This is a genomic window from Luteimonas sp. MC1825, assembly GCF_014764385.1.
Lineage (GTDB): Bacteria > Pseudomonadota > Gammaproteobacteria > Xanthomonadales > Xanthomonadaceae > Luteimonas.
Window position 1 is genome coordinate 1,840,534 of record NZ_CP061714.1, and the last position, 25,638, is coordinate 1,866,171.

At 70.8% G+C, this 25,638-nt stretch carries 23 protein-coding genes and 1 pseudogene; 11 read left to right on the forward strand and 13 right to left on the reverse strand.

Annotated features, from left to right (window positions below; all coding sequences use genetic code 11):
- Positions 1-8 precede the first annotated feature (8 nt).
- Genes IDM46_RS08525 through yeiP form a run of 4 tightly spaced genes read left to right on the forward strand, consistent with a single transcriptional unit; the run spans position 9 to position 4,859 of the window.
- Positions 9-902 (forward strand): hydroxymethylglutaryl-CoA lyase, encoded by an 894-nt coding sequence (locus IDM46_RS08525; protein WP_185115585.1) that lies wholly within the window; start codon positions 9-11, stop codon positions 900-902.
- On the forward strand, positions 899-3,481 hold the full coding sequence (locus IDM46_RS08530) for an EAL domain-containing protein (protein ID WP_182820575.1): 2,583 nt from the start codon (positions 899-901) through the stop codon (positions 3,479-3,481). Before IDM46_RS08525 ends, IDM46_RS08530 begins: the two co-directional genes overlap by 4 nt.
- A 31-nt stretch (positions 3,482-3,512) precedes the next feature.
- Positions 3,513-4,283: an SDR family NAD(P)-dependent oxidoreductase gene (locus IDM46_RS08535; RefSeq protein ID WP_182820574.1), complete on the forward strand. Its 771-nt coding sequence runs from the start codon at positions 3,513-3,515 to the stop codon at positions 4,281-4,283.
- Positions 4,284-4,292: 9 nt separating this feature from the next.
- Positions 4,293-4,859 (forward strand): elongation factor P-like protein YeiP, encoded by a 567-nt coding sequence (gene yeiP, locus IDM46_RS08540; protein ID WP_185115472.1) that lies wholly within the window; start codon positions 4,293-4,295, stop codon positions 4,857-4,859.
- On the opposite strand, the gene IDM46_RS08545 is transcribed toward yeiP, so the two are convergent.
- The 3 genes from IDM46_RS08545 to IDM46_RS08555 are packed head-to-tail and all read right to left on the reverse strand — an operon-like array spanning position 4,856 to position 8,365.
- Positions 4,856-6,646: a DUF4105 domain-containing protein gene (locus tag IDM46_RS08545; protein ID WP_185115473.1), complete on the reverse strand. Its 1,791-nt coding sequence runs from the start codon at positions 6,644-6,646 to the stop codon at positions 4,856-4,858. The genes yeiP and IDM46_RS08545 overlap by 4 nt on opposite strands.
- A gap of 7 nt (positions 6,647-6,653) precedes the next feature.
- Positions 6,654-6,956, reverse strand: a complete 303-nt coding sequence (locus IDM46_RS08550) for a DUF2388 domain-containing protein (RefSeq protein ID WP_182820571.1) — start codon at positions 6,954-6,956, stop codon at positions 6,654-6,656.
- Positions 6,953-8,365: an FAD-binding oxidoreductase gene (locus tag IDM46_RS08555; protein ID WP_185115474.1), complete on the reverse strand. Its 1,413-nt coding sequence runs from the start codon at positions 8,363-8,365 to the stop codon at positions 6,953-6,955. Before IDM46_RS08555 ends, IDM46_RS08550 begins: the two co-directional genes overlap by 4 nt.
- Positions 8,366-8,477: 112 nt before the next feature.
- Here IDM46_RS08555 and serA point away from each other — a divergent pair, with 112 nt between their 5' ends.
- On the forward strand, positions 8,478-9,719 hold the full coding sequence (serA, locus tag IDM46_RS08560) for a phosphoglycerate dehydrogenase (protein WP_182823642.1): 1,242 nt from the start codon (positions 8,478-8,480) through the stop codon (positions 9,717-9,719).
- Here the strand turns inward: serA and IDM46_RS08565 are convergent.
- Positions 9,713-10,216, reverse strand: a complete 504-nt coding sequence (locus IDM46_RS08565) for an NUDIX hydrolase (protein WP_185115586.1) — start codon at positions 10,214-10,216, stop codon at positions 9,713-9,715. The genes serA and IDM46_RS08565 overlap by 7 nt on opposite strands.
- A gap of 255 nt (positions 10,217-10,471) precedes the next feature.
- Between IDM46_RS08565 and IDM46_RS08570 the strand changes: the two genes are divergently transcribed.
- Genes IDM46_RS08570 through mtnC form a run of 5 tightly spaced genes read left to right on the forward strand, consistent with a single transcriptional unit; the run spans position 10,472 to position 15,192 of the window.
- A complete protein-coding gene (locus IDM46_RS08570; RefSeq protein ID WP_182820568.1) occupies positions 10,472-11,938 on the forward strand; it encodes an amino acid permease in 1,467 nt (488 codons plus the stop codon).
- A 12-nt stretch (positions 11,939-11,950) separates the two neighbouring features.
- Positions 11,951-13,249: an amino acid permease gene (locus IDM46_RS08575; protein WP_182820567.1), complete on the forward strand. Its 1,299-nt coding sequence runs from the start codon at positions 11,951-11,953 to the stop codon at positions 13,247-13,249.
- A 22-nt stretch (positions 13,250-13,271) separates the two neighbouring features.
- The gene (locus IDM46_RS08580; protein ID WP_182820566.1) at positions 13,272-13,916 is read left to right on the forward strand and encodes a methylthioribulose 1-phosphate dehydratase; all 645 of its coding nucleotides are present in this window, start codon (positions 13,272-13,274) and stop codon (positions 13,914-13,916) included.
- Positions 13,917-13,932: 16 nt separating this feature from the next.
- Positions 13,933-14,487, forward strand: a complete 555-nt coding sequence (locus IDM46_RS08585; RefSeq protein WP_182820565.1) for an acireductone dioxygenase — start codon at positions 13,933-13,935, stop codon at positions 14,485-14,487.
- 12 nt (positions 14,488-14,499) lie between these two features.
- On the forward strand, positions 14,500-15,192 hold the full coding sequence (mtnC, locus tag IDM46_RS08590; RefSeq protein WP_182820564.1) for an acireductone synthase: 693 nt from the start codon (positions 14,500-14,502) through the stop codon (positions 15,190-15,192).
- A gap of 79 nt (positions 15,193-15,271) precedes the next feature.
- Here mtnC and IDM46_RS08595 read toward each other — a convergent pair.
- Positions 15,272-16,471, reverse strand: a pseudogene (locus IDM46_RS08595) (calcineurin-like phosphoesterase C-terminal domain-containing protein); the annotation flags it as partial.
- A gap of 205 nt (positions 16,472-16,676) precedes the next feature.
- Here IDM46_RS08595 and IDM46_RS08600 point away from each other — a divergent pair.
- Positions 16,677-18,518 carry a diguanylate cyclase gene (locus tag IDM46_RS08600; RefSeq protein WP_185115475.1) on the forward strand — a complete coding sequence of 614 codons (1,842 nt, stop codon included), beginning with the start codon at positions 16,677-16,679 and terminating at the stop codon, positions 18,516-18,518.
- 17 nt (positions 18,519-18,535) lie between these two features.
- Here the strand turns inward: IDM46_RS08600 and hisIE are convergent, their stop codons facing one another.
- Genes hisIE through hisG form a run of 8 tightly spaced genes read right to left on the reverse strand, consistent with a single transcriptional unit; the run spans position 18,536 to position 25,628 of the window.
- Positions 18,536-19,135, reverse strand: a complete 600-nt coding sequence (hisIE, locus tag IDM46_RS08605; RefSeq protein ID WP_185115476.1) for a bifunctional phosphoribosyl-AMP cyclohydrolase/phosphoribosyl-ATP diphosphatase HisIE — start codon at positions 19,133-19,135, stop codon at positions 18,536-18,538.
- On the reverse strand, positions 19,128-19,901 hold the full coding sequence (gene hisF / locus IDM46_RS08610; RefSeq protein WP_182820560.1) for an imidazole glycerol phosphate synthase subunit HisF: 774 nt from the start codon (positions 19,899-19,901) through the stop codon (positions 19,128-19,130). The genes hisIE and hisF overlap by 8 nt, the downstream gene beginning before the upstream one ends.
- Positions 19,895-20,665: a HisA/HisF-related TIM barrel protein gene (locus tag IDM46_RS08615; RefSeq protein WP_185115477.1), complete on the reverse strand. Its 771-nt coding sequence runs from the start codon at positions 20,663-20,665 to the stop codon at positions 19,895-19,897. Before IDM46_RS08615 ends, hisF begins: the two co-directional genes overlap by 7 nt.
- The gene (hisH, locus tag IDM46_RS08620; RefSeq protein WP_185115478.1) at positions 20,662-21,258 is read right to left on the reverse strand and encodes an imidazole glycerol phosphate synthase subunit HisH; all 597 of its coding nucleotides are present in this window, start codon (positions 21,256-21,258) and stop codon (positions 20,662-20,664) included. Before hisH ends, IDM46_RS08615 begins: the two co-directional genes overlap by 4 nt.
- Positions 21,259-21,260: 2 nt before the next feature.
- On the reverse strand, positions 21,261-22,334 hold the full coding sequence (hisB, locus tag IDM46_RS08625; RefSeq protein ID WP_185115479.1) for a bifunctional histidinol-phosphatase/imidazoleglycerol-phosphate dehydratase HisB: 1,074 nt from the start codon (positions 22,332-22,334) through the stop codon (positions 21,261-21,263).
- Complete coding sequence (hisC, locus tag IDM46_RS08630; protein ID WP_182820556.1) at positions 22,331-23,413, reverse strand: histidinol-phosphate transaminase; 1,083 nt, start codon at positions 23,411-23,413, stop codon at positions 22,331-22,333. The genes hisB and hisC overlap by 4 nt, the downstream gene beginning before the upstream one ends.
- Positions 23,410-24,717: a histidinol dehydrogenase gene (gene hisD / locus IDM46_RS08635; RefSeq protein ID WP_182820555.1), complete on the reverse strand. Its 1,308-nt coding sequence runs from the start codon at positions 24,715-24,717 to the stop codon at positions 23,410-23,412. The genes hisC and hisD overlap by 4 nt, the downstream gene beginning before the upstream one ends.
- Positions 24,714-25,628 (reverse strand): ATP phosphoribosyltransferase, encoded by a 915-nt coding sequence (gene hisG / locus IDM46_RS08640; RefSeq protein WP_182820554.1) that lies wholly within the window; start codon positions 25,626-25,628, stop codon positions 24,714-24,716. The genes hisD and hisG overlap by 4 nt, the downstream gene beginning before the upstream one ends.
- Positions 25,629-25,638 lie beyond the last annotated feature (10 nt).

Here is a 25,638-nt window from a genome sequence, read left to right on the forward strand (position 1 = left end):
GCATGGCCCTGCCGTCACGGGTGCGCATCGTCGAGGTCGGGCCGCGCGACGGCCTGCAGAACGAGGCCGCGATCATCGCCACCGCCGACAAGATCGCCCTGGTCGACCGCTTGTCCGCAACCGGCCTGCAGGCGATCGAGGCCACCAGTTTCGTCAGCCCGAAGTGGGTGCCGCAGCTGGCGGACGCCGCCGAAGTGTTCACCGGCATCGCGCGCCGCGACGGCGTGGCCTATCCGGTGCTGGTGCCCAACCTGCACGGCTACACGCGCGCACGCGCGGTCGGCGCCACCGAGGTGGCGGTGTTCACCGCGGCGTCGGACACCTTCAACCGGCGCAACACCAACGCCGGCATCGACGAGTCGCTGGAACGCTTCCGCCCCGTGCTGGCGCAGGCCGCGGAAGACGGCGTGCGCGTGCGCGGCTACGTCTCAACCGCGCTCGGCTGCCCGTACCAGGGCGAGGTGCCGGTCGGCGAGGTGGTGCGCGTGGCGCGCGCGTTGCATGCCATGGGCTGCTACGAGATCTCGCTGGGCGACACCATCGGCGTGGGCACCCCGGGCAAGGCGCGCGCGATGCTGCGTGCGGTGGCCGGCGATGTGCCGATGGATGCGCTGGCGGTGCATTTCCACGACACCTACGGACAGGCGCTGGCCAATGTGCTGGCCTGCCTGGAGGAAGGCGTGGCGGTGGTCGATGCCGCGGTCTCGGGCACCGGAGGCTGCCCGTACGCGAAGGGTGCCAGCGGCAACCTCGCCACCGAGGACCTCGTGTATATGCTGCACGGCATGGGCATCCACACCGGTGTCGACCTCGACGCGCTGGCCGATACCGGTCGCTGGCTGGCGGGGCTGCTTGGCCGCGAAAGCGGCAGCCGGGTGACCCGGGCACGCGCCACGACATGAGCGCATCGGGCCTGCAGGAAACCCCGGTGCCACCGTCGGCCAACGACGGCAGCGCACAGGTCCTGGCAGCGCTCGACTGCGCCTCCCGCGACTCCACCCTGCCCGCCCGCACCCGCGACCTGCTCTGCCGCGCACGCGATGCGCTGCAGGCGGCCAGCGTCGACGCCGAGATCGCGCGCCTGCGCTACCACGCGCTGTTCGACGCGGTGCCGGACCCGGTCAGCATCATCGACGAGCACGGCACCGTGCTCGACCTCAACAAGGCCGGCATGGCGGCCTACCGCCGGCCGCGCGAGGAGGTCGTCGGCCAGCCGATCCACGTGCTCAACCCAGACCTGCCCGAGGACCACATGGGCCCGGTGTGGGAGGCGGTGGACCGCGGCGAGAGCTTCGTCATCGAAGTGAGCAACATGCGCGCCGACGGCACGCGCTTCCCGGTGGAAGTGCATTCGGCGGGTTTCCTGCATGAGGGCCGCAGGTGCGTGGTGGCGGTGGCGCGCGACCTCAGCCGCAGGCAGGAAGCCGAGGTGCGCTACCGCGAACTGATGGAGGTGATCGACAAGGGCATCGTGATCCAGACAGCCGATGGCAGCCTGGTCTACGCCAACTCGGCGGCGCTGCGCATGATCGGCGTGCCCGGGCATGTGCCGGGCTACCCGAAGCAGCGCACGCCGCGGCCAGCCGGCGAATGGATGGTGCTGCGCGAGGACGGCAGCGAAATGCCGGCCGACGAATACCCGGCCATGCGCGCCATCCGCGAGGGTCGCCTGGTCGGCAGCACCCTGCTTGGCCTCTACCACCGCCCCCAACGCAAGCTGCGCTGGCTGTCGGTGACCGCGGTGCCGCAGTACGCCGCCGGCAGCGACCGGCCGCACCAGGCGTTGTCGATGTTCTCCGACGTCACCGCGCTCAAGCGCGACAGCGCGCTGTTCCACCGCGTGCAGGCGCTGGCGCGCATTGGCGGCTGGGAATGGGACCGCGCCAGCGCGCGGCTGTACCTCACCGATGTCGCCGCCGGGATCCTGGCGCAGGCGCAGGTGCCGGCTTCGATCGACGACATGATCGCCTGCCTCGCCCACGACGACCGCCCGCGCTTCCGACGCGCGGTGGAGGCGACGATCCTCGAAGGCCACGGCTTCGACCTCGAGTTGCAGGGCGCGCGGGCCGACGGCCACGCGTTCTGGGTGCGCGTGATCGGCGAGGCCGAGCCTGGCGACCCGGGCGCAAGCCGCATCACCGGCACCCTGCAGGACATCACCGCGCACAAGCAGGGCCAGGAAACCCTGCGCGTGCAGGCGCGCACCGACCCGCTCACCGGGCTGCTCAACCGCGATGCGATCCTCGGCGAACTGGCCGCGCGCATGGCCGATGCGACGCAGTCGCGGGTGGCGGTGCTGTACATCGACCTCGACCGTTTCAAGATGGTCAACGACGTGCTGGGGCATGCCGCCGGCGACGACCTGCTGGTGACCGCCGCGCAGCGCCTGCGCCGCGCGGTGGGCACCGAGGGCCTGATCGCACGTTTCGGCGGGGACGAGTTCCTGGTCGCCTGCTCCACGGCCGACGATCCGGATTGCCCGGAACGCCTGGCGGACGCCATCCTCGACGTGTTCGCGGTGGGCTTCGGCGTGGACAAGGAGGAGTTCGCGGTCACCGCCAGCATCGGCATCGCACGTGCACCCGACGACGGCGAGACGCCGCACGCGCTGATCCAGAGCGCCGACACCGCGATGTACGAATCCAAGCGCCGCGTGCGCAACGGCCGGCAGGTGTTCACCCCGGCCATGGCGCAGTCGCAGCGCGACCGCCTGCGCTTCGAGACGCAGCTGCGCCATGCCGCGGACAATGACGAATTCCACCTCGTCTATCAGCCGCAGGTGGACCTGGCCAGCGGCCGCATCGTCGCCGCCGAGGCGCTGATCCGCTGGCGCAACGAGCGCCTCGGCGAGATGCGGCCCGACCATTTCATCGCCCACGCCGAAAGCACCGGCGACATAGTGCGCATCGGCCATTGGGTGCTGTCCATGGCCTGCCGCCAGGTGGCCGAATGGCGCGATGCCGGCCATGGCATCGTGCGCGTCGCGGTCAACGTCTCCTACCGGCAGTTCCTCGGCGACGACCTCGCCGCCAAGGTGCGCGCGCTGCTCGACGAGTACGCCCTGCCCGGTTCCGCCCTGGAGCTGGAGTTCACCGAGCGCGTGCTGATCGAGGACGCGCCCGAGACGCTGAACACCTTCGCGCAGCTGCGCGCGATGGGCGTCGCGCTGGCGATCGATGATTTCGGCGAGGGCTACAGCGCGCTGAACTACCTGCGCCGCCTGCCGATCCAGGGCCTGAAGCTGAGTCAGCTGTTCGTCACCGGCGTGCCCGGCAACGCCTCGGACGTCGCCGTCTGCCAGGCGGTGGCCGGCATCGCGCACAGCCTTGGCCTGGGCCTGGTTGCCGAAGGCGTGGAAAACGAGGAGCAGCGCGCGTTCCTGCTCGCGCTCGGCGTGCCGGTGGGCCAGGGGTTCCTGTTCGCGCCGGGCCTGCCGGCCGACCAGTTCGCGCTGCGCCTGGGAGCGCCGGTGTCGGGCTAAAATCGCGGGCTCCCTTCAAGGAACCCACTCCATGCGGATCCAGGACACCCGCGCCATCGTCACCGGTGGCGTCTCCGGCCTCGGCCTCGCCGTCGCCACCCGCATCGTCGAGGCTGGCGGCAAGGTCGCGCTGTTCGACGTCAACGACGACAAGGCCGGCGCCGCGATCGCCGCGCTGGGCGAAGCCAACGCACGCTACTTCCGCACCGATGTCACCAGCGAGGATGGCGTGGCCGCCAACGTGGCGGCGGCCAGGGACTTCCTCGGCGGCCTGGACGCGGCGATCAACTGCGCCGGCATCCTTGGTGCCGGCCGCGTGCTCGGCCGCGAAGCACCCATGCCGCTGCAGCAGTTCTCGACCACGGTAATGGTGAACCTGGTCGGCAGCTTCAACGTCGCCAAGGCCGCCGCCGCGCAGATGCAGCACAACGCGCCGGGCGACGACGGCGAGCGCGGCGTGATCATCAACACCGCCTCGGTCGCCGCCTACGAAGGCCAGATCGGCCAGGCCGCGTACTCGGCGTCCAAGGGCGGCGTGGTCGCGATGACCCTGCCGATGGCGCGCGAGCTCGCGCGCTTCGGCATCCGCGTCAACACCATCGCCCCCGGCATCTTCTGGACGCCGATGGTCGACGGCATGCCCGAGGACGTGCAGGCCTCGCTCGGCGCGTCGATCCCGTTCCCCTCGCGCCTCGGCCGCCCCGAGGAGTTCGCCGACCTGGTGGCCTACGTCATCGGCAACCGCTACATCAACGGCGAGACCATCCGCCTCGACGGCGCCGTGCGCCTCGCACCGAAATAAGGACCCACGATGAAGGCCTACGACGTCAAGAAAGGAAACGTGGTCGAACACAACGGCACCGTCTACCAGGTCCGCGACATCGACCGCAGCTCGCCGCAGGGCCGCGGCGGCAACGTGCGCTTCCGGTTCACCATGTACAGCGTGCCCGGCGGCAACAAGACCGACGCCTCGTTCGATGGTGACGACGACCTGAAGGAAGTGGAGCTGCTGCGCCGGCAGGCCAGCTTCTCCTACAAGGACGGCGACGCCTTCGTGTTCATGGACGACGAGGACTTCACGCCCTACCCGCTCGATCCCGCGATGGTCGGCGACGGCGCCGGCTACATCACCGACGGCCTCAGCGGCTGCTACGTGCAGCTGATCGACGACGCCCCGGTCGCGCTCCAGCTCCCGCAGACCGTGACCCTCGAAGTCGTGGAAACCCCGCCCGAACTCAAGGGCGGCACGGCTACCAAGCGGCCGAAGCCGGCGCGGCTGTCCACCGGCATCGAGATCCAGGTGCCGGAGTACATCGGCAACGGCGAGCGCGTGCTGGTCAACACCACCAGCGGCGAGTTCTCCGGCCGCGCGGACTAGCCCGCGCGCTGCGGAGTGGCCAACGCCCGCAGCCGCACACCGATGCGCGCGACATTGGCTTCGACCTGGCGCAATGTCGCGCGCATCCCGGGATCCAGCCAGGCGCGTGCCTGCGCGCGCAGATCGGCCTCGACCCCGCGCAAGCGCGCCGCGCGTGCGGCCGCACCGCTGCGCGCCTGCTCGCGCTCCTCATGCTGCGGCAGCCCGTAGCCGGGCAACGACACCAGTTCCGCCGGGCTCGAGAAGACGGACCCGTCGCGAAGCGCCGCCCGCACCACCGGCGCGAGGTCGCCCGCATCGCGCCTGGATAACCGGCGTTTGAGCACGTCGCGCGCGCGCAGCTCCAGGCGCTGCAATGCCGCTTCCTCCAGCAGCAGCAGCGCCGCCGAGGCGCGCATGTCGGCGTGCGGCAGCCATTCCGCGCGCACCTGCGGCGGCAGCGTGAACCACGCCTCGACATTCTCCGCCGGCAACGCCAACTCCGCGCGCGCGACCTCGTACAGCGCCGCGTAGTGCGTGCTCCAGGGCTCGAACCGGTAGCCGAGGCGCAGCGCTTCCATGGCCCCTGCCGGTACCTGCGCGTCGTCCACCACGCCCGCGCGCCGCAGCCGCCGCAGCAGGCCTTTCGGCGTGATGCCGGACAGGTCGGCGGCGGCGAGCCGCGGCACGCCATCGTGCAGCAGCTTGAACGTCTCGACTGCGCAGTTGTTGCCGACGAAGCGGTAGTGGCCGTCATAGCTCCAGTGCACGCGCGCGGCGCGTTGCAGCAGCGCCGCGATGTCATCCGCATCCAGGCGCAGCGGCAACGAGTCGAGGCCGCGCAGTTCGACGCGCGTGTATTCGTCGATGACCTGCTGCAGCGGCAGCACGAACAGCCGTGACGGGTAGCCGCCGGTCAGGCCGCGCCAGTTGGAGACCTGCACGTCGTCGACGAAGGCGCGGAACGACAGCACGCGATGGTGGTCGAGGTCGAGCCGGCACTCCGGGCCCGGCGCGCGCCCGGGCGCGCACACCACCAGCCGCAGCATGGAATGACCCCAGCGGCTCATCACCGCGTCGCTACCGTCCGCCAGCAGTAAATCGACCGCGTACACGCGCGCCGGATCCAGCTCCAGCAGCGGCGCGGCATCGGCATCGGCCAGCACGCCGGCATCGACGTAGGGGAGCGTGACCGGGCACGGCTGCGCGGGGGGCGACCAGCCGAAATGCGCCGACAGGTGCGCGTGCAGCGACGGCCGGCGGCACGCGTACGCGGGATCGAGCAGGAAGTGCTCGAGATTGACCGCGACGAACTCCGCGGGCGACGCGAGCTCGTAGGCATCCGGGCTGCGTTCGCCGAAGGCATTGCGCGCGTCCCGGCCTGGCCACAGCGGCCGCACCTGCCAGCCGGCCAGGTCCAGCGTGCGCGGCTCGCGCGAGAGTCCCCCGGGGCCCAGGTCCCAGGCGTGGGCAATCTCGTGGACGAGGGCCGCCATCGCGGCACCGCGCGCGGATGTGGGCCCGCTGGTCGACCACGCGGCCAGCAGGGCGCGATCCAGCATGATGCGCTGGCGGAGGATGCGGCCGTGGACCTGCGCCGGCAGGTCGTCGCGCCAGCCCAGGGTCAGGGTGGCATCCCAGTCCTGAAGCGCGGGCGGCAGCCGCGCCAGCGTGGCCTCCACCAAGCGTCGGCTGGCCTCCAGTTCGGCGTCGGGGATGCCGGCTTCCACGGTCAACTGCAGGGCCGCATGCGCCGGCCACGACACGGCCAGCAAACACGGCAGCAGGCGCGGCGCCCAGCGACGCATCAGCGCATCAGCGGGCGAGGATCGCCCGCGCCAGTTCAAGGTCGCTGGCCTCGCGAGCCGCGGCGGACTGCCCGCGCAGGTGGCGCAATGCCGCCTCGAGGCGCGCACCGCGGATGCGGCCATCGGTGGCGACGAAGCCGGCGGCATCCTCGCGCGCCTGCAGCACGATCTTGTCGTTGCCGGACGTCGAGCCGGACGAACCGGCGCTGGACGCCGAGGACGCGCCACCGCTGGTGCCGGCGAAGCTGGACGCATGCGCGGTGGCGGTGGCGAGGAGGAGCAGCGCGCAGGCGCAGAGCGATCGGATCATGGCGTGGAGTCACTGGTGGGGGAGTCGGCGTCGAACAGCTTGCCGGGGTTGAGGATACCGGCCGGGTCCAGCGCGGCGCGCACCGCGCGCATCACCGCGATCTCCGCCGCATCGCGGGTGGAGCCGAGAAACGCCTTCTTGACCAGGCCGATGCCGTGCTCGGCGGAAATGCTGCCGCCATGGCGGTTCAGCAGGCTGGCGAGGTGTGCAGTGACCGCGCCGCAGCGCGCCACGAACTGATCCTGATCCATGTCGGCCGGCTTGAGCACGTTGATGTGCAGGTTGCCGTCGCCGATGTGGCCGAACCAGACCACCTCGAAATCGGGATACTCGGCCGCAAGCAGCGCCTGCGCCTCGGCCAGGAACGCGGGCATCGCCGACACCCGCACGGCCACGTCGTTCTTGTAAGGCAACGATGCTGCGAGGCTTTCGGTGATGTCCTCGCGCAGCCGCCACAGCTGCGCCGCCTGCGCGTCGCTGCCGGCAATCACGCCGTCGGCCACCCAACCCTGCTCCGCGCAGTGGCTGAAGGCGTCGAGCAGGCGCGGATCATCGGCGCCGTCGGCAGCGAACTCGGCCACCACGTAGTACGGATGCACGTCGGCGAACGGCGCCTGCGCGCCATGCGCGAGCACGTGGTGCAGGGCGCGATCGGTGAAGAACTCGAACGCTTCCAGCGCCAGCCGTTCGCGCAGCGCCTGGAAGACCTGCATCAGCACCGCGAACGAGGGCAGCGCCAGGAGCATGGTCGCGGTGGGCGGCGGCGGCGCGGTGAGCCGCAGCGTGGCTTCCACCACCACGCCCAGCGTGCCCTCCGAGGCGATGGCGAGATGCCGCAGGTCGTAGCCGCTGGAGTTCTTCACCAGGCCGCGGTTGAGGTCTAGGACGTCACCAGCGACCGTCACCAGCTTCAGCCCGCCGACCCATTCGCGGGTGTTGCCGTAGCGCAGCACGCGGATGCCGCCGGCGTTGGTGGCGATGTTGCCGCCGATGGTGCAGGAGCCGCGCGAGGCGAAATCGACCGGGTAGTACAGTCCGTGGCTGCGCGCCGCCTCCTGCACCGTCTCCAGCGCGACGCCGGCCTCGACGACCAGCGTGCGGTCGACCGCATCGAAGGCGAGCACGCGGCGCATGCGTTCCAGGCTCAGCACCAGCTCGCCGTTGGCGGCCACCGCGCCGCCGGACAATCCCGTGCGGCCACCTGACGGGACCACCGCCACGCCTTCCACCCCGGCCCAGCGCAGCACCGCGGAGACCTGCGCAGTGCTGGCCGGAAACGCCACCGCCAGCGGCGCGGGCGTCCAGCGCCGGGTCCAGTCGCGGCCGTAATGCAGCAGGTCGTGGGCCTCGGTGGTCAGCGCCAGGCCCGGGACGGCGTCATGCAGGCGCTGGAGGCGCGGATCGTTCATCGGGACCTCGGCTGGCTGCAGTGCGGCCAGCCTGCCAGCCGCCCGTGCCAGCGTCCAGCGCTGCGGTGCAACATGCGCGCCCGGCTGGCACACTTGGGGGCCCGCCCGGCGCATCCGCATGCTCAAGACCTCCTACCCCCGCAAGGACATCCGCGTGCTGCTGCTCGAGGGCGTCAGCGACAGCGCGGTCGAGGTGTTCCGCAATGCCGGCTACTCGAACATCGAGGCGTTCGCGTCGTCGCTGCCCGAGGGCGAGCTGCGCGCGCGCATCGCCGAAGCGCACATCGTCGGCATCCGCTCGCGCACCCAGCTGACCGCCGAGGTGCTGGCCGACGCGCGGCGCCTGCTGGCGGTCGGCTGCTTCTGCATCGGCACCAACCAGGTGGACCTGGATGCCGCCGAGCTCGCCGGCGTGCCGGTGTTCAACGCCCCCTACTCCAACACCCGCAGCGTGGCCGAGCTGGTGATCGCCGAGGCTATCATGCTGATGCGCGGCATCCCGCGGAAGCACGCGGCCTGCCTGCGCGGCGACTGGCTGAAATCTGCGACCGGCAGCCACGAGGTGCGCGGCAAGACGCTCGGCATCATCGGCTACGGCCACATCGGCACCCAGGTCGGGCTGCTGGCGGAAGGCTTCGGCATGCGCGTGCTGTTCCACGACATCGAGGCCAAGCTCTCGCTCGGCAACGCGCAGGCCGCGACCGGCCTGGACGACCTGCTGGCGCGCTCGGACGTCGTGACCCTGCACGTGCCGGAGAACGCGTCCACGCGGATGATGATCGGCGCCGCGGAACTGGCGGCCATGAGGCCCGGCGTGCACCTGATCAACGCCTCGCGCGGTACCGTGGTCGACATCGACGCCCTGGCCGCGGCGCTCGACAGCGGCCAGGTCGGCGGCGCGGCAGTGGATGTGTTCCCGGTGGAGCCGAAGGGCAACGATGACGCGTTCGCCTCGCCGCTGACGCGCTTCGACAACGTGATCCTCACCCCGCACGTCGGCGGCAGCACGCTCGAGGCGCAGGACAACATCGGCATCGAGGTGGCGTCGAAGCTGGTGCGCTACAGCGACAACGGCAGCACGCTGTCGGCGGTCAACTTCCCCGAGGTCACCCTGCCCGGGCACGAAGGCAGCCAGCGCCTGCTGCATATCCATCGCAACGTCCCCGGCGTGCTGTCGCAGGTCAACGACATCTTCTCGCAGGCAGGCGTGAACATCGACGGGCAGTTCCTGCGCACCGACAGCAAGGTCGGCTACGTGGTGATCGACATCACCGCCACGCCGGAGCAGGCGCAGGGCCTGCGGACCGCGCTGGCCGCGGTGCCCGCCACGCTGCGCGCGCGCATCCTCTACTGAGGCGCGCGCGCCAGCCACTTGCGCGCCATGCGCCGCAATGAGGGGTCGATGCCGTCGTCGTCGGCGGCGACGGCGGCGATGTCGCGCCACGCCAGCGCATGCGACTCGTCGCTGACGACATAACGCTCGTCGGCGCCCGCGCGCACCACGTAGCGCACGTCGTGGTGCCAGTGGCCCGGGACCTCGTTGCGCGCCGGGATCCAGTGCCGGTCGAGGTCGAAGATCCCGCCTTCCACCGCCAGCCCGATGAGCCCGGTCTCCTCTTCAGCCTCGCGCAGGGCGACGCGCGCAAGGTCGCGATCACCATCGGCGTGGCCGCCCGGCTGCAGCCAGCGGTCGAGCTTGCGATGGTGGGTGAGCAGCGTGCGCCCGCCGTCGGCACTCACCACGAACGCGGACGCGGTGAAATGACCCGCCAGTCGCGTGCGCAGGAATGGATCTTCCCGATCGCGCAGGAGCTCGATGAACACCCGCGCCGCGTCCCCCTCATCCGGCATACGTCGCGCGTGCGCGCCAAACGCAACGGCGAGCAGATCGACGGCTGGATCGCCGCCAGCGTACGGATGGATGGTGCATTGCGACATTCTTCGGCTCGCGCTCGGCGGTCCATTATCGCCCTGCACATGCCCGACGATCCCGCTTGTGATCCCCGCCATGCTTTGGCAAGGTACGGCAGCCATGGTGCCCACGGCGCCGTCAAATGCAGCGCGGTCCCCACGCCGTCCGTTGCCACAACGAAGGGGAACACGCGAATGCTCAGGGACCTCATGCGGGTCAAGGCGATCGAGCCTGCTCCACACGTCGATGCCGGCGAACCGGTCGAGGGCAGCCTGCAGGGCGAGATCAGCCTGAAGCGCACGCTCACCGCGACGCAGCTGTTCCTGCTGGGCGTGGGCGCGGTGATCGGCGCGGGCATCTTCGTGCTGACCGGGCATGCCGCGGCGGAACACGCCGGGCCGGCGGTGGTCCTGAGCTTCGTGCTGGCGGGCTTCGCCTGCGCATTGGCGGGCCTGTGCTACGCCGAGTTCGCGTCGATGATGCCGGTCTCCGGCAGCGCCTACTCCTATGCCTACGCCACGCTCGGCGAGTTCGTGGCGTGGTTCATCGGCTGGTGCCTGGTGCTGGAATACCTGTTCGCGGCCTCCACCGTGGCGGTCGGCTGGTCGGGCTACCTCAACGGCTTCCTCGGCACGCTCGGCATCCCGATCCCGGATGCACTGTCGATGGCCACGTTCACCGTCACCAACGGCGAATTCGTGCGTACCGGCGCGATCCTCAACCTGCCGGCTGTGGGCATCGTGGCCGCGGTGAGCGGCCTGTGCTACGTCGGCATCACCCAGTCTGCGTTCGTGAACTCCATCATCGTGGCCATCAAGGTCACGGTGATCATGCTGTTCATCGGCTTCGGCCTGCAGTACATCGACCCGGCCAACTGGCAGCCCTTCATCCCCGACAACGAGGGGCCGGGCAAGTACGGCGTGGAAGGCATCGTGCGCGGCGCGTCGATCGTGTTCTTCGCCTACATCGGCTTCGATGCGGTCTCCACCGCGGCGGGCGAGGCGAAAAACCCGCAGCGCGACATGCCGATCGGCATCCTCGGGTCGCTGGTGTTCTGCACCATCGTCTACATCCTGGTCTGCGGCGTGCTGACCGGCCTGGTGCCGTACCCGCAGCTGTCGACGCCGAAGCCCGTGTCCACCGCGCTGGAGGCCTACCCGAGCCTGCTGTGGCTGAAGTCGCTGGTCGAGGTGGGTGCGATCGCCGGCCTGTCGTCGGTGATCCTGGTGATGCTGATGGCGCAGCCGCGCATCTTCTACAGCATGGCGCGCGATGGCCTGCTGCCGAAGATCTTCGGCCGGGTGCACCCGAAGTACCAGACGCCCTACGTGGGCACGATCATCGTCGGCGCGATTGCCGCGTGCCTGGCGGGATTCCTGCCGATCGGCCTGCTCGGCGAGATGGTGTCGATGGGCACCCTGCTGGCGTTCGCCACGGTGTCGGCCGGCGTGCTGGTGCTGCGCATCAAGCGGCCCGACCTTGCGCGCCCGTTCCGGGTGCCGCTGGTGTACGTCGTGTCGCCGCTCGGCGTCGCGGCCTGCCTGTACCTGTTCCTGCCGCCCTTCATGGAGCACTGGCCGCTGTTCGTGGGCTGGATGGCCATCGGCATGGTGATCTACTTCGGCTACGGCCACTGGCACAGCAAGCTGCGTACACGTTGAGGGCGGGCCGCCATGACTGACGTCGTCGCCAGCGCGAAGAAGATCGGCCCGGTGCTGGCGACGTTCGTCGTCGCCAACAACATGATCGGCTCGGGATTCTTCCTGCTGCCGGCCACGCTGGCCAAGTCCGGCGGCGTGACCGCGCTGGCCTGGCTGCTCGGCACGATCCTCGCGATCGTGCTCGGCGCGGCGTTCGCGCGGCTGGCGCGCGCCTACCCGGACATGACCTCGCCCGACGACTACGTGCGACCCGCTTTGGGCCGCGACATGGGCTTCCTGGCCACCACGCTGTACTGGATCTCGTCGTGGATCGGCAACAACGCCATCGCGGTGGCGGCATTCGGCTACATCGTGGCCCTGCTCCAGCTGGGTGACGGACAGGGCGTGCGCCTGTTCGGCCAGGTCGCGCTGATCTGGCTGATGTTCGCCATCAACCTGATGGGGCCGCGCCCGATCGCGCGCTTCCAGTCGTTGTGCGTGGTGTTTGGCCTGCTGCCGGTGGTCGCGGTGCTGACCGCCGGCTGGGGCAGCTTCGACCCCGAGATCTACCGCGCCGCATGGAATGTCAGCGGCGAGACCGACGCGGTGGTGGTGATGGCGTCGCTGGCGCCGATCTTCTGGGCGTTCGTGGGCCTTGAGACCGGGGCGATGGTCGCCGGCGTGGTGCGTGACCCGGACCGCAACGTGCCGCGCGCCACCATCGGCGGCATCCTGATCGCCGGCGTGGTCTACCTGGTGTCGTCGGTGCTGATGATGGGCATCGTGCCCGCCGAACGCATCGCCGAATCGAGCGCGCCCTTCGCGCTGGTCGCCGGCGAGATGTTCGGCGTGTGGGCGGTGCCGGTGATCGCGGCGGCGGCGGCCATCAAGGCGACCGGCACGCTGGGCGGCTGGATGCTGGTCAGTGGCGAATCCGGCGCGCGCGCCGCGCATCGCGGCTTCCTGCCGGCGATCTTCGGACGCCTGAATCCCAACGGCTCGGCGCGCTGGGGGCTGTTCATCATCGCGTCGGCGATGACCCTGATCGCGGTGTTCACCCTGGCGCCGACGGTGTCGTCGCAGTTCGAGACCATCATCAACATGGTGGTGACGCTGGTGGTGATGGCGTACATCGCAGCCGGCCTCAGCCTCCTGCTCGGCTCGCCGGAGCTGCCGTCGGGCCCGCGCGAGCGCCTGCTCGGCATGGGCGCCCTGGTTGCCTGCGGCCTGCTGGTCTATTCCACGCCGGTGGACACGCTGGTCGGCGGGCTGGTGATCGCCCTGCTGTGCTGGGCCGGCTACCGGGGATTCGCGCGCCGCGCCACGCGTTAGACCCGCGCGGTAGAATCCGGGCATGGCCGACACCCTGCCCTACGACACCCACGCACTGCGCGAGCGCGCCGGCGAACTCATCATCAACGTGCGCGAATTGTCCGCGGCCGGCTGGACACCCGCGACCAGCAGCAACTTCTCGCGCCGGCTCGACGACCGCCACGCCGCGATCACCGTTTCCGGCCGCGACAAGGGCAAGCTGTGCGAGGCCGACATCATGGTCGTGGACTTCGACGGCCGCGCCGTCGGCAGCGACCACCGGCCCTCGGCCGAGACCCTGCTGCACACCCAGCTGTACCGCCGCTTTCCCGACATCGGCTGCGTGCTGCATACGCACTCGCGCACGCAGACCGTTGCCTCGCGGCTGTACGCCGGTGCCGGCCACGTGCACCTGGCCGGCTACGAACTGCTGAAGGCGTTCGCCGGCACGTCCACACACGAGGTGGAACTCGACCTGCCGGTGCTGCCCAACAGCCAGGACATGCCCACGCTGGCCGCGCAGGTCGACGCCCTGCTCGACGATGGCCCGATGTGGGGCTACCTGATCGACGGCCATGGCCTGTACGCCTGGGGCCGCGACATGGCCGAGGCGCGCCGCCACCTCGAAGCCTTCGAATTCCTGCTCGGCTGCGAGCTCGAGCTGTTGCGGCTGCAGCCGCGCCACTGATCCACAGGAGTCCCCCATGAGCCGCCTGCGCATCTTCGCCGACGACACCCCCACCACCCCGCTGCTCGACACCGGCGACGGCGACGCCATCGCGCGCGAGCTGAACGCGATCGGCGTGACGTTCGAGCGCTGGCAGGCCACGCAGCCGATCGCCGCGGGCGCGTCGCAGGACGAGGTGATTGCCGCGTACAAGGCCGACATCGACCGCATCAGCGCCGAGCGTGGCTTCACCACCGTCGACGTGATCAGCATCGCCCCCGACAATCCGAAGCGCGAGGAAATGCGCGGCAAGTTCCTGGATGAGCACTTCCACAAGGAAGACGAGGTGCGCTTCTTCGTCGCCGGGTCCGGGCTGTTCACCCTGCACGTCGACGGCAAGGTCTACGAGATCGAGTGCGTCAAGGACGACCTGATCGCGGTCCCCGATGGCACCACGCACTGGTTCGACATGGGACCGGAGCCGGAATTCGTCGCCATCCGCTTCTTCCAGCAGCCCGACGGCTGGGTCGGCCACTTCACCGGCACCGACATCGCGCGGAAGTTTCCCCGCTACGAAAAAGGCGCGCGCTGAGGCGCGGCTTCCATGAAAACGACTGTACTCACCGACATCGAGGGCACCACGGGCAGTATCGCGTTCGTGCGCGACGTGCTGTTTCCGTACGCGCGGCGCGAGCTGCCACGGTTCGTGCGCGAGCGCGGCCATGACCCCGAGGTGCGGCGCTGGCTCGACGAGGTGGCCACCGCGCATGGCGCGATGTGCGACGACGCGATGATCGTCGAGACGCTGCAGGGCTGGATCGACGAGGACCGCAAGCACACCGCGCTCAAGGCGCTGCAGGGCATGCTGTGGAGCGACGGTTACCGGCGCGCCGATTTCACCGCGCACATCTACCCGGACGCGGTCGCGGGGCTGCGCCGCTGGCACGACGCGGGCCACCCGCTGGCGGTGTACTCATCCGGTTCCGTGCCCGCGCAGAAGCTGTTCTTCGGCCATTCCGATGCCGGCGACCTGCTGCCACTGTTCGACGCGTTCTTCGACACCGAGGTCGGCGGCAAGCGCGAGGCCGCGAGCTACGCCAACATCGCGGCGCGCCTGCAGCGCGACCCGGGCGAGATCGTCTTCCTGTCCGACGTGGTGGCCGAACTCGACGCCGCACGCGATGCCGGCCTGCGCACGGTGCTGGTCGACCGACTGCAGGATTACCCGGAGCCGCGCACGGGCGATGCGGCCAACGGCCACGCGCGCGTGGATTCGTTCGACGCCATCACGCCCTGACCTGTCCGCGCAACTATCGGGTCGCCGTGGCGAGACCCGTGCCCCCGTGCGCCGCCTTCCAGCGTGATGCGCCGTGCCCGGGAGCGGCCTGGTCCAGGCGATAGCGGGTCAGGGCGCGCTGCTCGCCGTGCCAGCGGTCGAACGTGCGCACCTCGACCTCATGCTCGCCCGGCGCGAGGTCGGTTGGCAGCGCGCCGCGCCAAAGATGTGCCGAGACCTCGGCTTCCGGCGAACGGTCGTAGCCACGCAGCGCACCGGCGGCGTCATCGCGCACGTTCTCGGCCAGCAGCCGCGGGTCGGCGCGCAGCACCTTGGCCATCGCGCGCCAGTCACCGCGGTCGATGCGGTACTCGACCACGCTGTCGTCCTCGGCCATGAACACGTTGGCGTAGACCGCCCAGGCCGGATAGGCACCGTGGCGCAGCACCGCGGGCGCGTGCAGCGCCATGGCCTGGGTAAAGGCCGGGTCGTGCGTCGGCAGCCGCGCCGGGTGCCAGGACAGGCGGTAATCGCCGTCGGGAGCGATCCGCAGCAGCGCGTGGCCGTTGGGCGTGCCGTCGGCCATGGTGGCGTCCGGGATGCCTTCGGCATCCGGAGCGCCCGACCAGAACGCGCCGCTGGCCGCGCCGACGTTGTACTCGTGCAGTGGCGTGGCGCCGTGCCAGCCGTCCGCGGGCCCGTGCCGGTAATGACGCTGGGTGTGGCGATGCCCGCTGAGCACGAGCACCTTGGGGAAATCGCGCAGCATCGCGAACAGCCGCTCGCGGTCGGCGCGGCGGAAGGTCTCGGCGCGGCCCGGCGCCGCGGTGTCGAACAGCGGGATGTGCATCGCCAGCACCAGCAGGCGGTCGTGCGGCTGGGCGGGTAGCCACGCCTCGAGCATCGCGAACTGGTCCTCGCGCAGGCCACCGACGTAGCCGCTGCCCGCACCCGGCAGCTTGACGACGTTGTCGAGCACCACGAACGCCGCCTCCGGCTCCTCGCGCACGTAGCTGTCCGGGCCATAGCTGCGGTGGAACGCCGACAGCGAACCGGCATCGCCTTCCGCGCCCGGGTCCAGGTCGTGGTTGCCCGGCACGTGCAGCCACGGGATGCCGAGCCGCGCGGTGGCCGCATTGACCTCCGGGTACAGCGCGACGGCGTCATCGACGATGTCGCCCAGGGTGATGCCGAGATCGGCACCCATGCCGCCATCGGCGCGCAACGGCTCGACGATGTCGCGCGCGTAATAGTCGATGTCGCGCGCCGACTTCACCTGCGGGTCGGCGAACAGCAGCACGGTGAGCGCATCGCGGGCCGTGGCCGGGCCCGCCAGCGCCAACAGCAATGCAATCCCGGTAATCCAGCGCAGCAAAGGCATACCTGCTCCGTCGTGATCGGTGGCCCATTATGCCGGCGACCCGCGTTTGCAAAAGTACGACGCCGCGGGGATATGATCAGCCCAGACGGGGGGGCAGGGGCGACATGGAAGCAGGCATGTGCAGATGGGCATGATCCAGGCGCGGCCCGGACCCGCCAGGGGCCTGCTGCTGACCTGCCTCTGCCTGTTGCTGGCATGCGCCACAAGCGCGTGGGCCGCGCCCACGCTGGGCCTTGGCGCAACGACCGGCGAGGTCGCGCTCGCGCCCTACATGAGCTACCGCCACGACACCGACGCCAGCGACGGGGTGGAGGACGCGTGGCGGCGCGTCGGCAACGGCGTGTTCGCACCGCTGCCGCGCAGCGATGCCACCTTCGGCTTCCAGAACGGCGCGTTCTGGTTCCATGCGGCGATCATCAACGAGAACCGCGCGGAACCGCGCTGGCTGCTGGTGCAGGCCTATCCGCTCAGCGACCACATCGACCTCTATGTCCGTTACCCCGACGGGCGCATCGAGCACCGCGCGGGCGGCGACACCCTGCCCTTCGCCGCGCGCAGCATCCGCTACCGGCATCCCAACTTCCTGCTCGACCTGCCGGTGGGCCAGCGCGTCGAACTGCTGATCCGGGTGCAGAGCCAGAGCTCGATGCAGGTGCCGCTGGTGCTGTACACCCCGAGCGCGTTCATCGAGATGTCGCGCGATGCGCAGTTCGCCATCGGCCTGTATTACGGCATCCTGCTGGCGCTGTTCTTCTACAACCTGGTGCTGTGGCTGGTGCTGCGCGATGCCAGTTACTTCTGGTACCTGTTCCACATCGGGGCGTTCGGCCTGGTGCTGTTCTGCCTGAACGGCCTGGGCTTCGAGTACCTGTGGCCGGACAACACCTGGCTTGCCGACAAGTCGGTGCCGCTGTCGATCAGCCTGGCGCTGGTGGGCATGCACCAGTTCGCGCGCGTGTTCCTCGGGCTGGGCGAGCGCTGGCCGCGCGGCAATGCCGTGAGCATCGCCGCCATCGCCGCGTTCGTGGCATTCGGCATCGCCGCGATCATCGTGCCCTACCGCATCATCACCCAGGCGGTGTCGCTGGCGGTGCTGGCCAGCATCATCTGGATAACCATCGTCAGCATCGTGGCGCTGCGCCGTGGCTACGCGCCGGCGCGGCTGTTCCTGCTGTCGTGGAGCATGTTCCTCGCCGGTACCGCGGTGTTCACGCTGGTCGCGTTCGGCGTGTTGCCCAAGTCGTTCATCACCGAGTACGGCGTGCAGCTGGGCTCCGCGCTGGAGATGCTGTTCCTGTCGATCGCGCTGAGCTACCGGTATGCGTCACTGCGCAACGAGAACGAACGCATCGTCAGCGACGCCAACCTGATGCTCGAGCGCAAGGTGGCGCAGCGGACCAGCGAGGTGCGCAATGCGCTGGCGCAGCTGGAGGAGGCGCATGCGCGGCTGCACGATTCCAGCCGCCGCGACGGGCTGACCGGCCTCTACAACCGCACCTATTTCCACGAAGCCTTCGAGCGGATGCTGCGCGAGTGCAACGACGGCGGCAAGCCGCTGTCGCTGCTGATGATCGACCTCGACCATTTCAAGTCGGTCAACGACGAGCACGGCCATTTGGTGGGCGACGACTGCCTGCGCTGGGCCACGCAACGCATCGGCCGTGCGCTGCGGCCACACGACGCGTTGCCGGCGCGCTTTGGCGGCGAGGAGTTCGTGGTCGCGCTGCCGGGCCACGACCTGCACGCCGCGGTCGCGGTGGCCGAGGCGGTGCGCCAGTCGCTCATTGCAGAGCCCTGCATTTCCAATGGCGACACCATCCGCATGTCGGCCAGTGTCGGCGTGCACACCATCGAGCCCGGCACGATCGACGACATCGACGACGCCTTCCAGATCGCCGACCAGGCGCTGTACAGCGCCAAGGCCAACGGCCGCGACTGCGTGAGGTCGTCGGTGTCGGCGGCCTGAGCGCTCGTGCCTGGCAATCAGGCGTTGCGCGCGCGCAGCACCTGGTCGAGATCGGACAACCCGAGACCGCGGGCACGCAGCAGGACCAGCAGGTGGTACGCCAGGTCGGCGGCTTCGCCCAGCAGCGCGGTGTCGTCCTCGACCACCGCGGCCAGCGCGGTCTCCACGCCTTCCTCGCCGACCTTCTGCGCGATGCGGCGAATGCCGCCGGCCAGCAGCCGCGTCGTGTAGCTGCCTTCGGGCATGCTGGCGGCACGGCCTTCGATGACCCGGTCGAGGTGCGCAAGCGCGCTGCCCGTCGCCCCTGCGAAGCAGCTGTCTCGGCCCAGGTGGCAGGTGGGTCCCTGCGGCTCCGCCGTGACCAGCAGGGTGTCGGCATCGCAGTCGGCCTCGATGGCCACCAGCTTCAGATGGTGCCCACTGGATTCGCCCTTGATCCACAGGCGCTGGCGGCTGCGGCTGAAGAAGGTGACCAGGCCGCTCTCCTGCGTGGCCGCAAGCGACTCGGGGTTCATCCAGCCCAGCATCAGCACCTGCCGCGTGCGCGCATCCTGCACGATCGCGGGCAGCAGCCCGCCGCCCTTGTCCCAGTCCAGCGCCGGCATGGCGTCACGCATCGCGCACCTCGATGCCCTGCGCGCGCAGGGCCTGTTTGAGAACGGGGATGGCGATTTCGCCGGAATGGAAGACGCTGGCGGCCAGCGCCGCATCGACGTCAGCCTCGCGGAACACTTCGGCGAAGTGCGCGATCGCGCCGGCGCCACCCGATGCCACCAGCGGCACCTGGCATGCCTTGCGCGCGGCGCTCAGCTGTTCGATGTCGTAGCCGACACGCGCGCCGTCGCTGGCCATGCAGTTCAGCACCACCTCGCCGGCACCGAGCGCCTGCACCTCCTCGATCCAGTCAAGCGTGCCCCGCCCGGGGGCGCGCATCGCCGCCGCATCGCCGGTGTGGCTGCGCACGCGCCATTTGCCGTCGGCCTCGCGCAGCGAGTCGATACCGACGACCACGCACTGCACGCCGAACGCGTCCGCCAGCTCGGTGACCAGCGCCGGACGCTCGAGCGCGGGCGTGTTGATCGAGATCTTGTCGGCGCCCGCGTGCAGCACGCGGCGCGCGTCGTCGACGCTGCGGATGCCGCCGGCGACGCAGAACGGGATATCCAGCAGCCGCGCCAGGCGCTCGATCCATGCGATGTCGACGCTGCGCCCGCGCGGACTGGCGCCGATGTCGTAGAACACCAGCTCGTCGGCACCCTGGTCGCGGTAGCGCTGCGCGAGCGTGGCGATGTCACCGACGTCGACGTGGTCGCGGAAGCGCACGCCCTTCACCACGCGTCCGTCCTGCACGTCGAGACAGGGAATGATGCGGCGGCTCAGCATGGCGGCGCCTGCCCGGATGCGGCTGCGTCATCAAGCGCAAGCGCGTCGTGCAGGCCGAGCCTGCCTTCCAGCAGCGCCTTGCCGAGCACGATCCCGTCGCAGCCGATGGCGCGCGCCGCGGCGATGTCGTCGGCGTCTCGGGCTCCGCCGCTGGCCTGCAGCCGCAGCGTCGGGGCCAGCGTGCGCAGGCGCGCATACAGCGAAAGGTTGGGGCCGGAAAGCATGCCGTCGCGGCCGATGTCGGTGCACAGGAGATGCTGCAGCCCGGCGCCGGCATGGAACGCGACCAGCGCGTCCAGTGTCTCCGCGGCGTCCTCGGTCCATCCGTGTGTGGCTGGGCGCCACTGCCCGTCGGCTGCCTGGCGCGCGTCCAGCGCGACCACGATCCGCGCCGCGCCATGCCGCGCCACCCAGCCTGCGACCATGTCGCGCCGGGCGACCGCCAGCGAGCCGATGACCACGCGGTCCGCGCCGGCGTCCAGCATCGCGTCGACATCGCCCTCGCTGCGCACGCCGCCACCGGTCTGCACCGACAGGCCGGTCTGCGCCTTGATGCGCGACAGCAGCGGCGCCAGCGTGTAGCCGCCGGCACGTGCCGCGTCGAGATCGACCAGGTGCAGCCAGCGGGCACCCGCTTCGGCGTAGCGCATGGCCAGATCCAGCGGCGCATCCGCGTAGCGCGACTCGCGCGCGTAGTCGCCCTGCGCCAGTCGCACCACGCGGCCATCGCGGACATCGATCGCGGGATAGACGTTGAACCTCATGCACGCGCTCCAAGGAAATTGTGCAGCAGCCGCGCGCCGGCTGCCCCCGAACGCTCGGGATGGAACTGCGCGCCGGCCACGAGGTCCTGCTCCACCACTGCCGCGAACGACGTACCGTGCGTGCAGTCGGCCACGCAGTCGCCTGTCACGGGCGCAGCGTAGCCATGCACGAAATAGACCCATGCCCCGTCCTCGATGCCGGCCATCAGCCGCGAATCGCCGCGCATGCGCAGCCGGTTCCAGCCCATGTGCGGGACGCGCAGGCCCGGCGCCGGCGCCAGCCGCCGCACGCTGCCGCGCAGCAGGCCGAGGCAGGGCACGTCGCCCTCCTCGGAGTCCTCGAACAGCAGCTGCATGCCCAGGCAGATGCCCAGCAGCGGAACCGTCGGCTCGCGCAGCACCGTGTCGAAACCACGCTCGCGCAGCAGCCGCATCGCCGGCGCGGCGGCACCGACACCCGGCAGGATCACGCGTGCGGCGCCACGCAGCCCATCGGCATCGCGGGCGATGCGAGGCCTGGCGCCGAGCCGCTCGAGCGCGTAGCGCACCGAGCCCAGGTTGGCGCCGCCGGCATCGATGATGACCACGTCCATGGCTACAGCGTGCCCTTGGTACTGGGCAGCACCTGGCCGCTGCGCGCGACCGCCTGCCGCAGCGCCCGCGCGAAGGCCTTGAAGCAGGCTTCGACCTTATGGTGGTCGTTGTCGCCCATGACCTGCAGGTGCAGGTTCAAGCCGCAGGCATCGCACAGCGAGCGGAAGAAGTGCGCCACCAGTTCGGTCGGCAGGTCGCCGACGCGCTCGCGCCGGAATACGCCGTCGAACACCAGGTACGGCCGCCCGCCGAAGTCCAGCGCCGCGCTGGCCAGGGTCTCGTCCATCGGCAGCGTGAAGCCGTAGCGGCCGATGCCACGCTTGTCGCCCAGCGCCTCGCGCAGCGCCTGGCCCAGCGCCAGCCCGGTGTCCTCGACGGTGTGGTGTTCGTCGATGTGCAGGTCGCCTTCGGCCTGCACCCGCAGCGCGATGCCGCCGTGCTTGCCGATCTGCTCCAGCATGTGGTCGAAGAACGCCAGGCCGGTGGCGATGGCGGGCTCCGCCACGCTGTCCAGGTCGATGTCCACGCGAATGCGGGTCTCGCGCGTTTCGCGCACCACGCTGGCGCGGCGCGGGGCATCGACCAGCGCGTGCGCGATCGCCGGCCAGTCCCATTCGCCACCAAACCTCGCCGTGCGCAGGTGGAAGCCGCGGATGCCGAGGTTTGCCGCGAACTGCATGTCCGTCTCGCGGTCGCCGACCACCGCCGAACGCGCCCAGTCGATGCCGCGGTCCTTGAGGTAAGGCATCACCATGCCAAGGCCCGGCTTGCGCGTGGGCGCGTTGTCGGCCGGCATGCTGCTGTCGATGAGCACGTCGCGGAAGACGATGCCCTGGCTCTCGAACACCTGCATCATCAGCGCCTGCGGCGCGTCGAAGTGCTCCTGCGGGAAGGCGTCGGTGCCCAGCCCATCCTGGTTGCTGACGATGACGAACTGGTAGCCGGCATCGCGCAGGCGCAGCAGGGCCGGCACCACGTCGCGGCAGAAGCGCAGCTTGTGCAGGCCGTCGATCTGCAGGTCGTCGGGCTCCTCGATGAGCGTGCCGTCGCGGTCGACGAACAGGATCGGAGTCATGGTGTGCTCCCCGCCGCGCCCAGCGCGGCCAATACGCGGTCGTTCTCGGCCGCCGTGCCGATGGTGATGCGCAGCGCATCGTCAAGGCCGGCGACAGCGCGCTGGTCGCGCACCACCACGCCGGCCGCCTGCAGCGCGGCGAGCGCGGCGCCGGCATCGGCGAAGCGCAGCAGCAGGAAGTTGCCGGCCGACGGATACACCCGGCGCACGCCGGGCAGGCCGGCCAGCGCAAGGCGCATGCGTTCGCGCTCGGCGACCACCAGGTCCACGCGTGCGCGGGTGGTGGCCAGCGCGTCCGGCGCCAGCGCCGCCAGGGCCAGCGCCGCACACGGTGCCGGCACCGGATAGGGTGCCTGGCAGGCGCGCAGCGCGGCGATGAGGTCGGCATCCGCGATCACGCAGCCGATCCGCGCCGCCGCAAGCGCATGCGCCTTGGACAGCGTGCGCAGCACGGCCAGGTTGGCGCAGCTGGCCAGCAGCGTGGTCGCCGACGCCTGGGTGTCGAACTCCGCGTAGGCCTCGTCGACCACCACCAGCGCGCGGCCGGCGAGCCGCGCCGCGATGTCGGCAACGAGCGCGAGCGGGATCGCGCCGCCCGTCGGGTTGGATGGCGAGCACAGGAACACGATCCGCGCGTTGCCCTGCACGGCCGCGGCGACCAGGGCATCGGCATCCAGCTCGAATCCGGCATCGGCGTCGCGCAGCGGCACCTCGATCAACGGCGCTCCCTGCAGCCGCGCGCTGACCGCATACATGCCGAACACCGGCGGCGTGGCCAGCACCGCGTCGATGCCGGCGCGGCACAGCGCGCGCACCAGCAGGTCGATCGCCTCGTCGCTGCCGCGGCCGACCAGCAACTGGTCGGGCTCGCAGCCGTACAGCGAAGCCAGCGCGGCGCGCAGTGTGGCGGGCTGCGGCTCCGGGTAGCGGTTGGTGCCGCCGCCGGCATCGCCGGGGTTCGGCCACGCGCTTTCATTGGCATTGAGCCAGACATCGCCGCGCGCCACTTCACCGCGCGCGGAGCGATAGCCCGCGAATCCGCGCAGGTCCGGGCGCAGCAGGTCGATGGCCGCGCTCATGCGCATGCCTGCCGTGGCGCCTGCAGCCGCAGACGCACCGCGTTGGCGTGCGCCTCGAGGCCTTCGGCTTCCGCCAGCACGACCGCGTCCGGACCGATCGCGGCGATGCCCGCGGCGGTCGCAGACTGCACGCTCACGAAGTTCTGGAAGCTGGCCACGCTCACCCCGCTCCAGGCCGCCGCCGCGCCGCCGGTCGGCAGCACGTGGTTGGTACCGCTGCAGTAGTCGCCGAGCGCTTCGGGGGTGTGGTCACCCAGGAACACCGAGCCTGCGGCCGCGACCCGATCGAGCCAGTCGCGCGGCGCGCGCAACGCCAGGATCAGGTGCTCCGGCGCGTAGTCGTTGCTGATCGCGAACGCCTCGTCGAGCGTGTCCACCAGCACCAGTCGCGACGCCGACAGCGCCTCGCGCGCGATCGCCGCACGCGGCAACGCGGCCAACTGCGCCTCGAGTTCGACACCCACGCGCTCGAGCAACGCCTCGCTGTCCGACAGCAGCAGCACCTGCGAATCCGGCCCGTGCTCCGCCTGCGACAACAGGTCGGCCGCGACCCACGCGGCATCGGCACCGGCATCCGCGATCACCAGCACCTCCGACGGCCCCGCGGGCATGTCGATCGCCGCCAGGCCGGCCTGCGCCACCTGGCGCTTGGCCTCGGTGACGTAGGCGTTGCCCGGCCCGAACACCTTGTCGCACGACGGCACGCTCGCCGTGCCGCAGGCCATCGCCGCGATCGCCTGCGCGCCGCCGATCTTGAAGACCCGGGTGATGCCACACAGAGCGGCCGCCACCAGCACCGCCGGATCGGCGCTGCCGTCGGCGCGTGGCGGGGTGCACAGCACGATGTCCGCGCAACCGGCGAGGCTTGCGGGCACGCCGAGCATCAGCGCGGTGGACGGCAGTGGCGCGCTGCCGGCGGGCACGTACAGGCCGACGCGGCGGATCGGCCGCACGACGCGCTCGCAGGTGACGCCCGGCGCGGTCTCCACGGCGTAGTCGCCCTGCATGCCGGCGCGGTGGAAGGTTTCGATGCGTGCCTTTGCCGCGGTCATCGCACCGCGAAGGGCATCGGAGACATGCGCCTGCGCGGCGAGGAACTCGTCGTCGCCCACCGCCAACGCCTCCAGATCGACACCGTCGAACTGGCGTGCGTACTCCGTCAGGGCCGCGTCGGCACGCAGCCGCACCTGCTCGATGATGGCCGCGACTGAGCGCGCGGTCGCGTCCGACGTTGCCTGCGTGGGCCGGCGCAGCGCTGTGCTGCGCGCATCGGCATCCAGCGTGGACCAGCGCAGTCGCCTCATGCCAGCGTCCTCTCGACCGGCAGCACCATCAGGCCGCTGGCGCCGGCGGATTTCAGGTCTTCCAGCCGCTGCCAGGTCATCGCGCCATGGCACAGCGCCTGCAGCGACAGGCTGTCGGCGCCATCGACCTGCAGCACCGTCGGCGGCTCGGCGTCCGGCAGCAGCTTCATCAGCCCCGGCATCGCACTGCGCGGCGCCTGGAACAGCAACAGCCGGCTGTCGCGGATCTTCAGCACGCCATCCAGCCTGCGCAGCAGCAACTGCGCGAGGTCGGCGCGGGCGTCGGTGAACGGTTGCGGCGGCCCGGCAAGCACCGCCTCGCTGCGCAGCAACGTCGCCACCGGCACCAGCTGGTTTGCCGACAGCGTCGCGCCGCTGGACACCAGGTCACAGATCGCATCCGCCTGCCCCAGCCGCGGCGCGATCTCGACCGACCCCGACAGCGTGACCACCGAAGCGGACACACCATTCGCCTGCAGCCACTGGCGCAGCAACGCCGGGTAACTGGTGGCGATGCGCGCACCTTCGAGCTGCGCAGGCCCGTCCCATGCCTGGCCTTCCGGCAGCGCGATATCGAGCCGGCAGCCACCGAAGCCCAGCGCCCGCAGCTCGCGCGCCGCCGCAGCGCCGCCCCGCGCCGCGCGCTCGGCCGAGTATTCGTCCAGCACGTTGCGCCCGACGATGCCGTAGTCGCAGACGCCGTCGGCGAGCAGACCGGGAATGTCGTCGTCACGCACCAGCAGCAGGTCCACCGGCAGCGACTCGCCGTAGCAGAACAGGCGGTCGCGGCTCTCGCGCCACGACAGCCCGCAGGACGCGAGCAGCGCGCGCGCCGGCTCGCCGAGGCGACCGGATTTCTGGATGGCGATGCGCAATCGATCGCGGCGCGGCGCGGCGACGGGAGGACTCATGGCGGGGGCC

Excerpts from the sequence above, each read along its gene's own strand:
- IDM46_RS08615 (WP_185115477.1), bottom strand. The coding sequence starts at position 20,665 with ATGAGGTTCAACGTCTATCCCGCGATCGATGTCCGCGATGGCCGCGTG.
- IDM46_RS08570 (WP_182820568.1), top strand. The coding sequence starts at position 10,472 with ATGCTCAGGGACCTCATGCGGGTCAAGGCGATCGAGCCTGCTCCACAC.
- mtnC (WP_182820564.1), top strand. The coding sequence starts at position 14,500 with ATGAAAACGACTGTACTCACCGACATCGAGGGCACCACGGGCAGTATC.
- IDM46_RS08545 (WP_185115473.1), bottom strand. The coding sequence starts at position 6,646 with ATGCGTCGCTGGGCGCCGCGCCTGCTGCCGTGTTTGCTGGCCGTGTCG.
- hisH (WP_185115478.1), bottom strand. The coding sequence starts at position 21,258 with ATGGACGTGGTCATCATCGATGCCGGCGGCGCCAACCTGGGCTCGGTG.
- IDM46_RS08585 (WP_182820565.1), top strand. The coding sequence starts at position 13,933 with ATGAGCCGCCTGCGCATCTTCGCCGACGACACCCCCACCACCCCGCTG.
- hisG (WP_182820554.1), bottom strand. The coding sequence starts at position 25,628 with ATGAGTCCTCCCGTCGCCGCGCCGCGCCGCGATCGATTGCGCATCGCC.
- IDM46_RS08550 (WP_182820571.1), bottom strand. The coding sequence starts at position 6,956 with ATGATCCGATCGCTCTGCGCCTGCGCGCTGCTCCTCCTCGCCACCGCC.
- hisIE (WP_185115476.1), bottom strand. The coding sequence starts at position 19,135 with ATGCGTGACGCCATGCCGGCGCTGGACTGGGACAAGGGCGGCGGGCTG.
- IDM46_RS08555 (WP_185115474.1), bottom strand. The coding sequence starts at position 8,365 with ATGAACGATCCGCGCCTCCAGCGCCTGCATGACGCCGTCCCGGGCCTG.
- IDM46_RS08535 (WP_182820574.1), top strand. The coding sequence starts at position 3,513 with ATGCGGATCCAGGACACCCGCGCCATCGTCACCGGTGGCGTCTCCGGC.
- IDM46_RS08565 (WP_185115586.1), bottom strand. The coding sequence starts at position 10,216 with ATGCCGGATGAGGGGGACGCGGCGCGGGTGTTCATCGAGCTCCTGCGC.
- IDM46_RS08580 (WP_182820566.1), top strand. The coding sequence starts at position 13,272 with ATGGCCGACACCCTGCCCTACGACACCCACGCACTGCGCGAGCGCGCC.
- IDM46_RS08600 (WP_185115475.1), top strand. The coding sequence starts at position 16,677 with ATGGGCATGATCCAGGCGCGGCCCGGACCCGCCAGGGGCCTGCTGCTG.
- hisD (WP_182820555.1), bottom strand. The coding sequence starts at position 24,717 with ATGAGGCGACTGCGCTGGTCCACGCTGGATGCCGATGCGCGCAGCACA.
- hisC (WP_182820556.1), bottom strand. The coding sequence starts at position 23,413 with ATGAGCGCGGCCATCGACCTGCTGCGCCCGGACCTGCGCGGATTCGCG.
- hisB (WP_185115479.1), bottom strand. The coding sequence starts at position 22,334 with ATGACTCCGATCCTGTTCGTCGACCGCGACGGCACGCTCATCGAGGAG.
- IDM46_RS08575 (WP_182820567.1), top strand. The coding sequence starts at position 11,951 with ATGACTGACGTCGTCGCCAGCGCGAAGAAGATCGGCCCGGTGCTGGCG.
- IDM46_RS08530 (WP_182820575.1), top strand. The coding sequence starts at position 899 with ATGAGCGCATCGGGCCTGCAGGAAACCCCGGTGCCACCGTCGGCCAAC.
- yeiP (WP_185115472.1), top strand. The coding sequence starts at position 4,293 with ATGAAGGCCTACGACGTCAAGAAAGGAAACGTGGTCGAACACAACGGC.
- hisF (WP_182820560.1), bottom strand. The coding sequence starts at position 19,901 with ATGCTGAGCCGCCGCATCATTCCCTGTCTCGACGTGCAGGACGGACGC.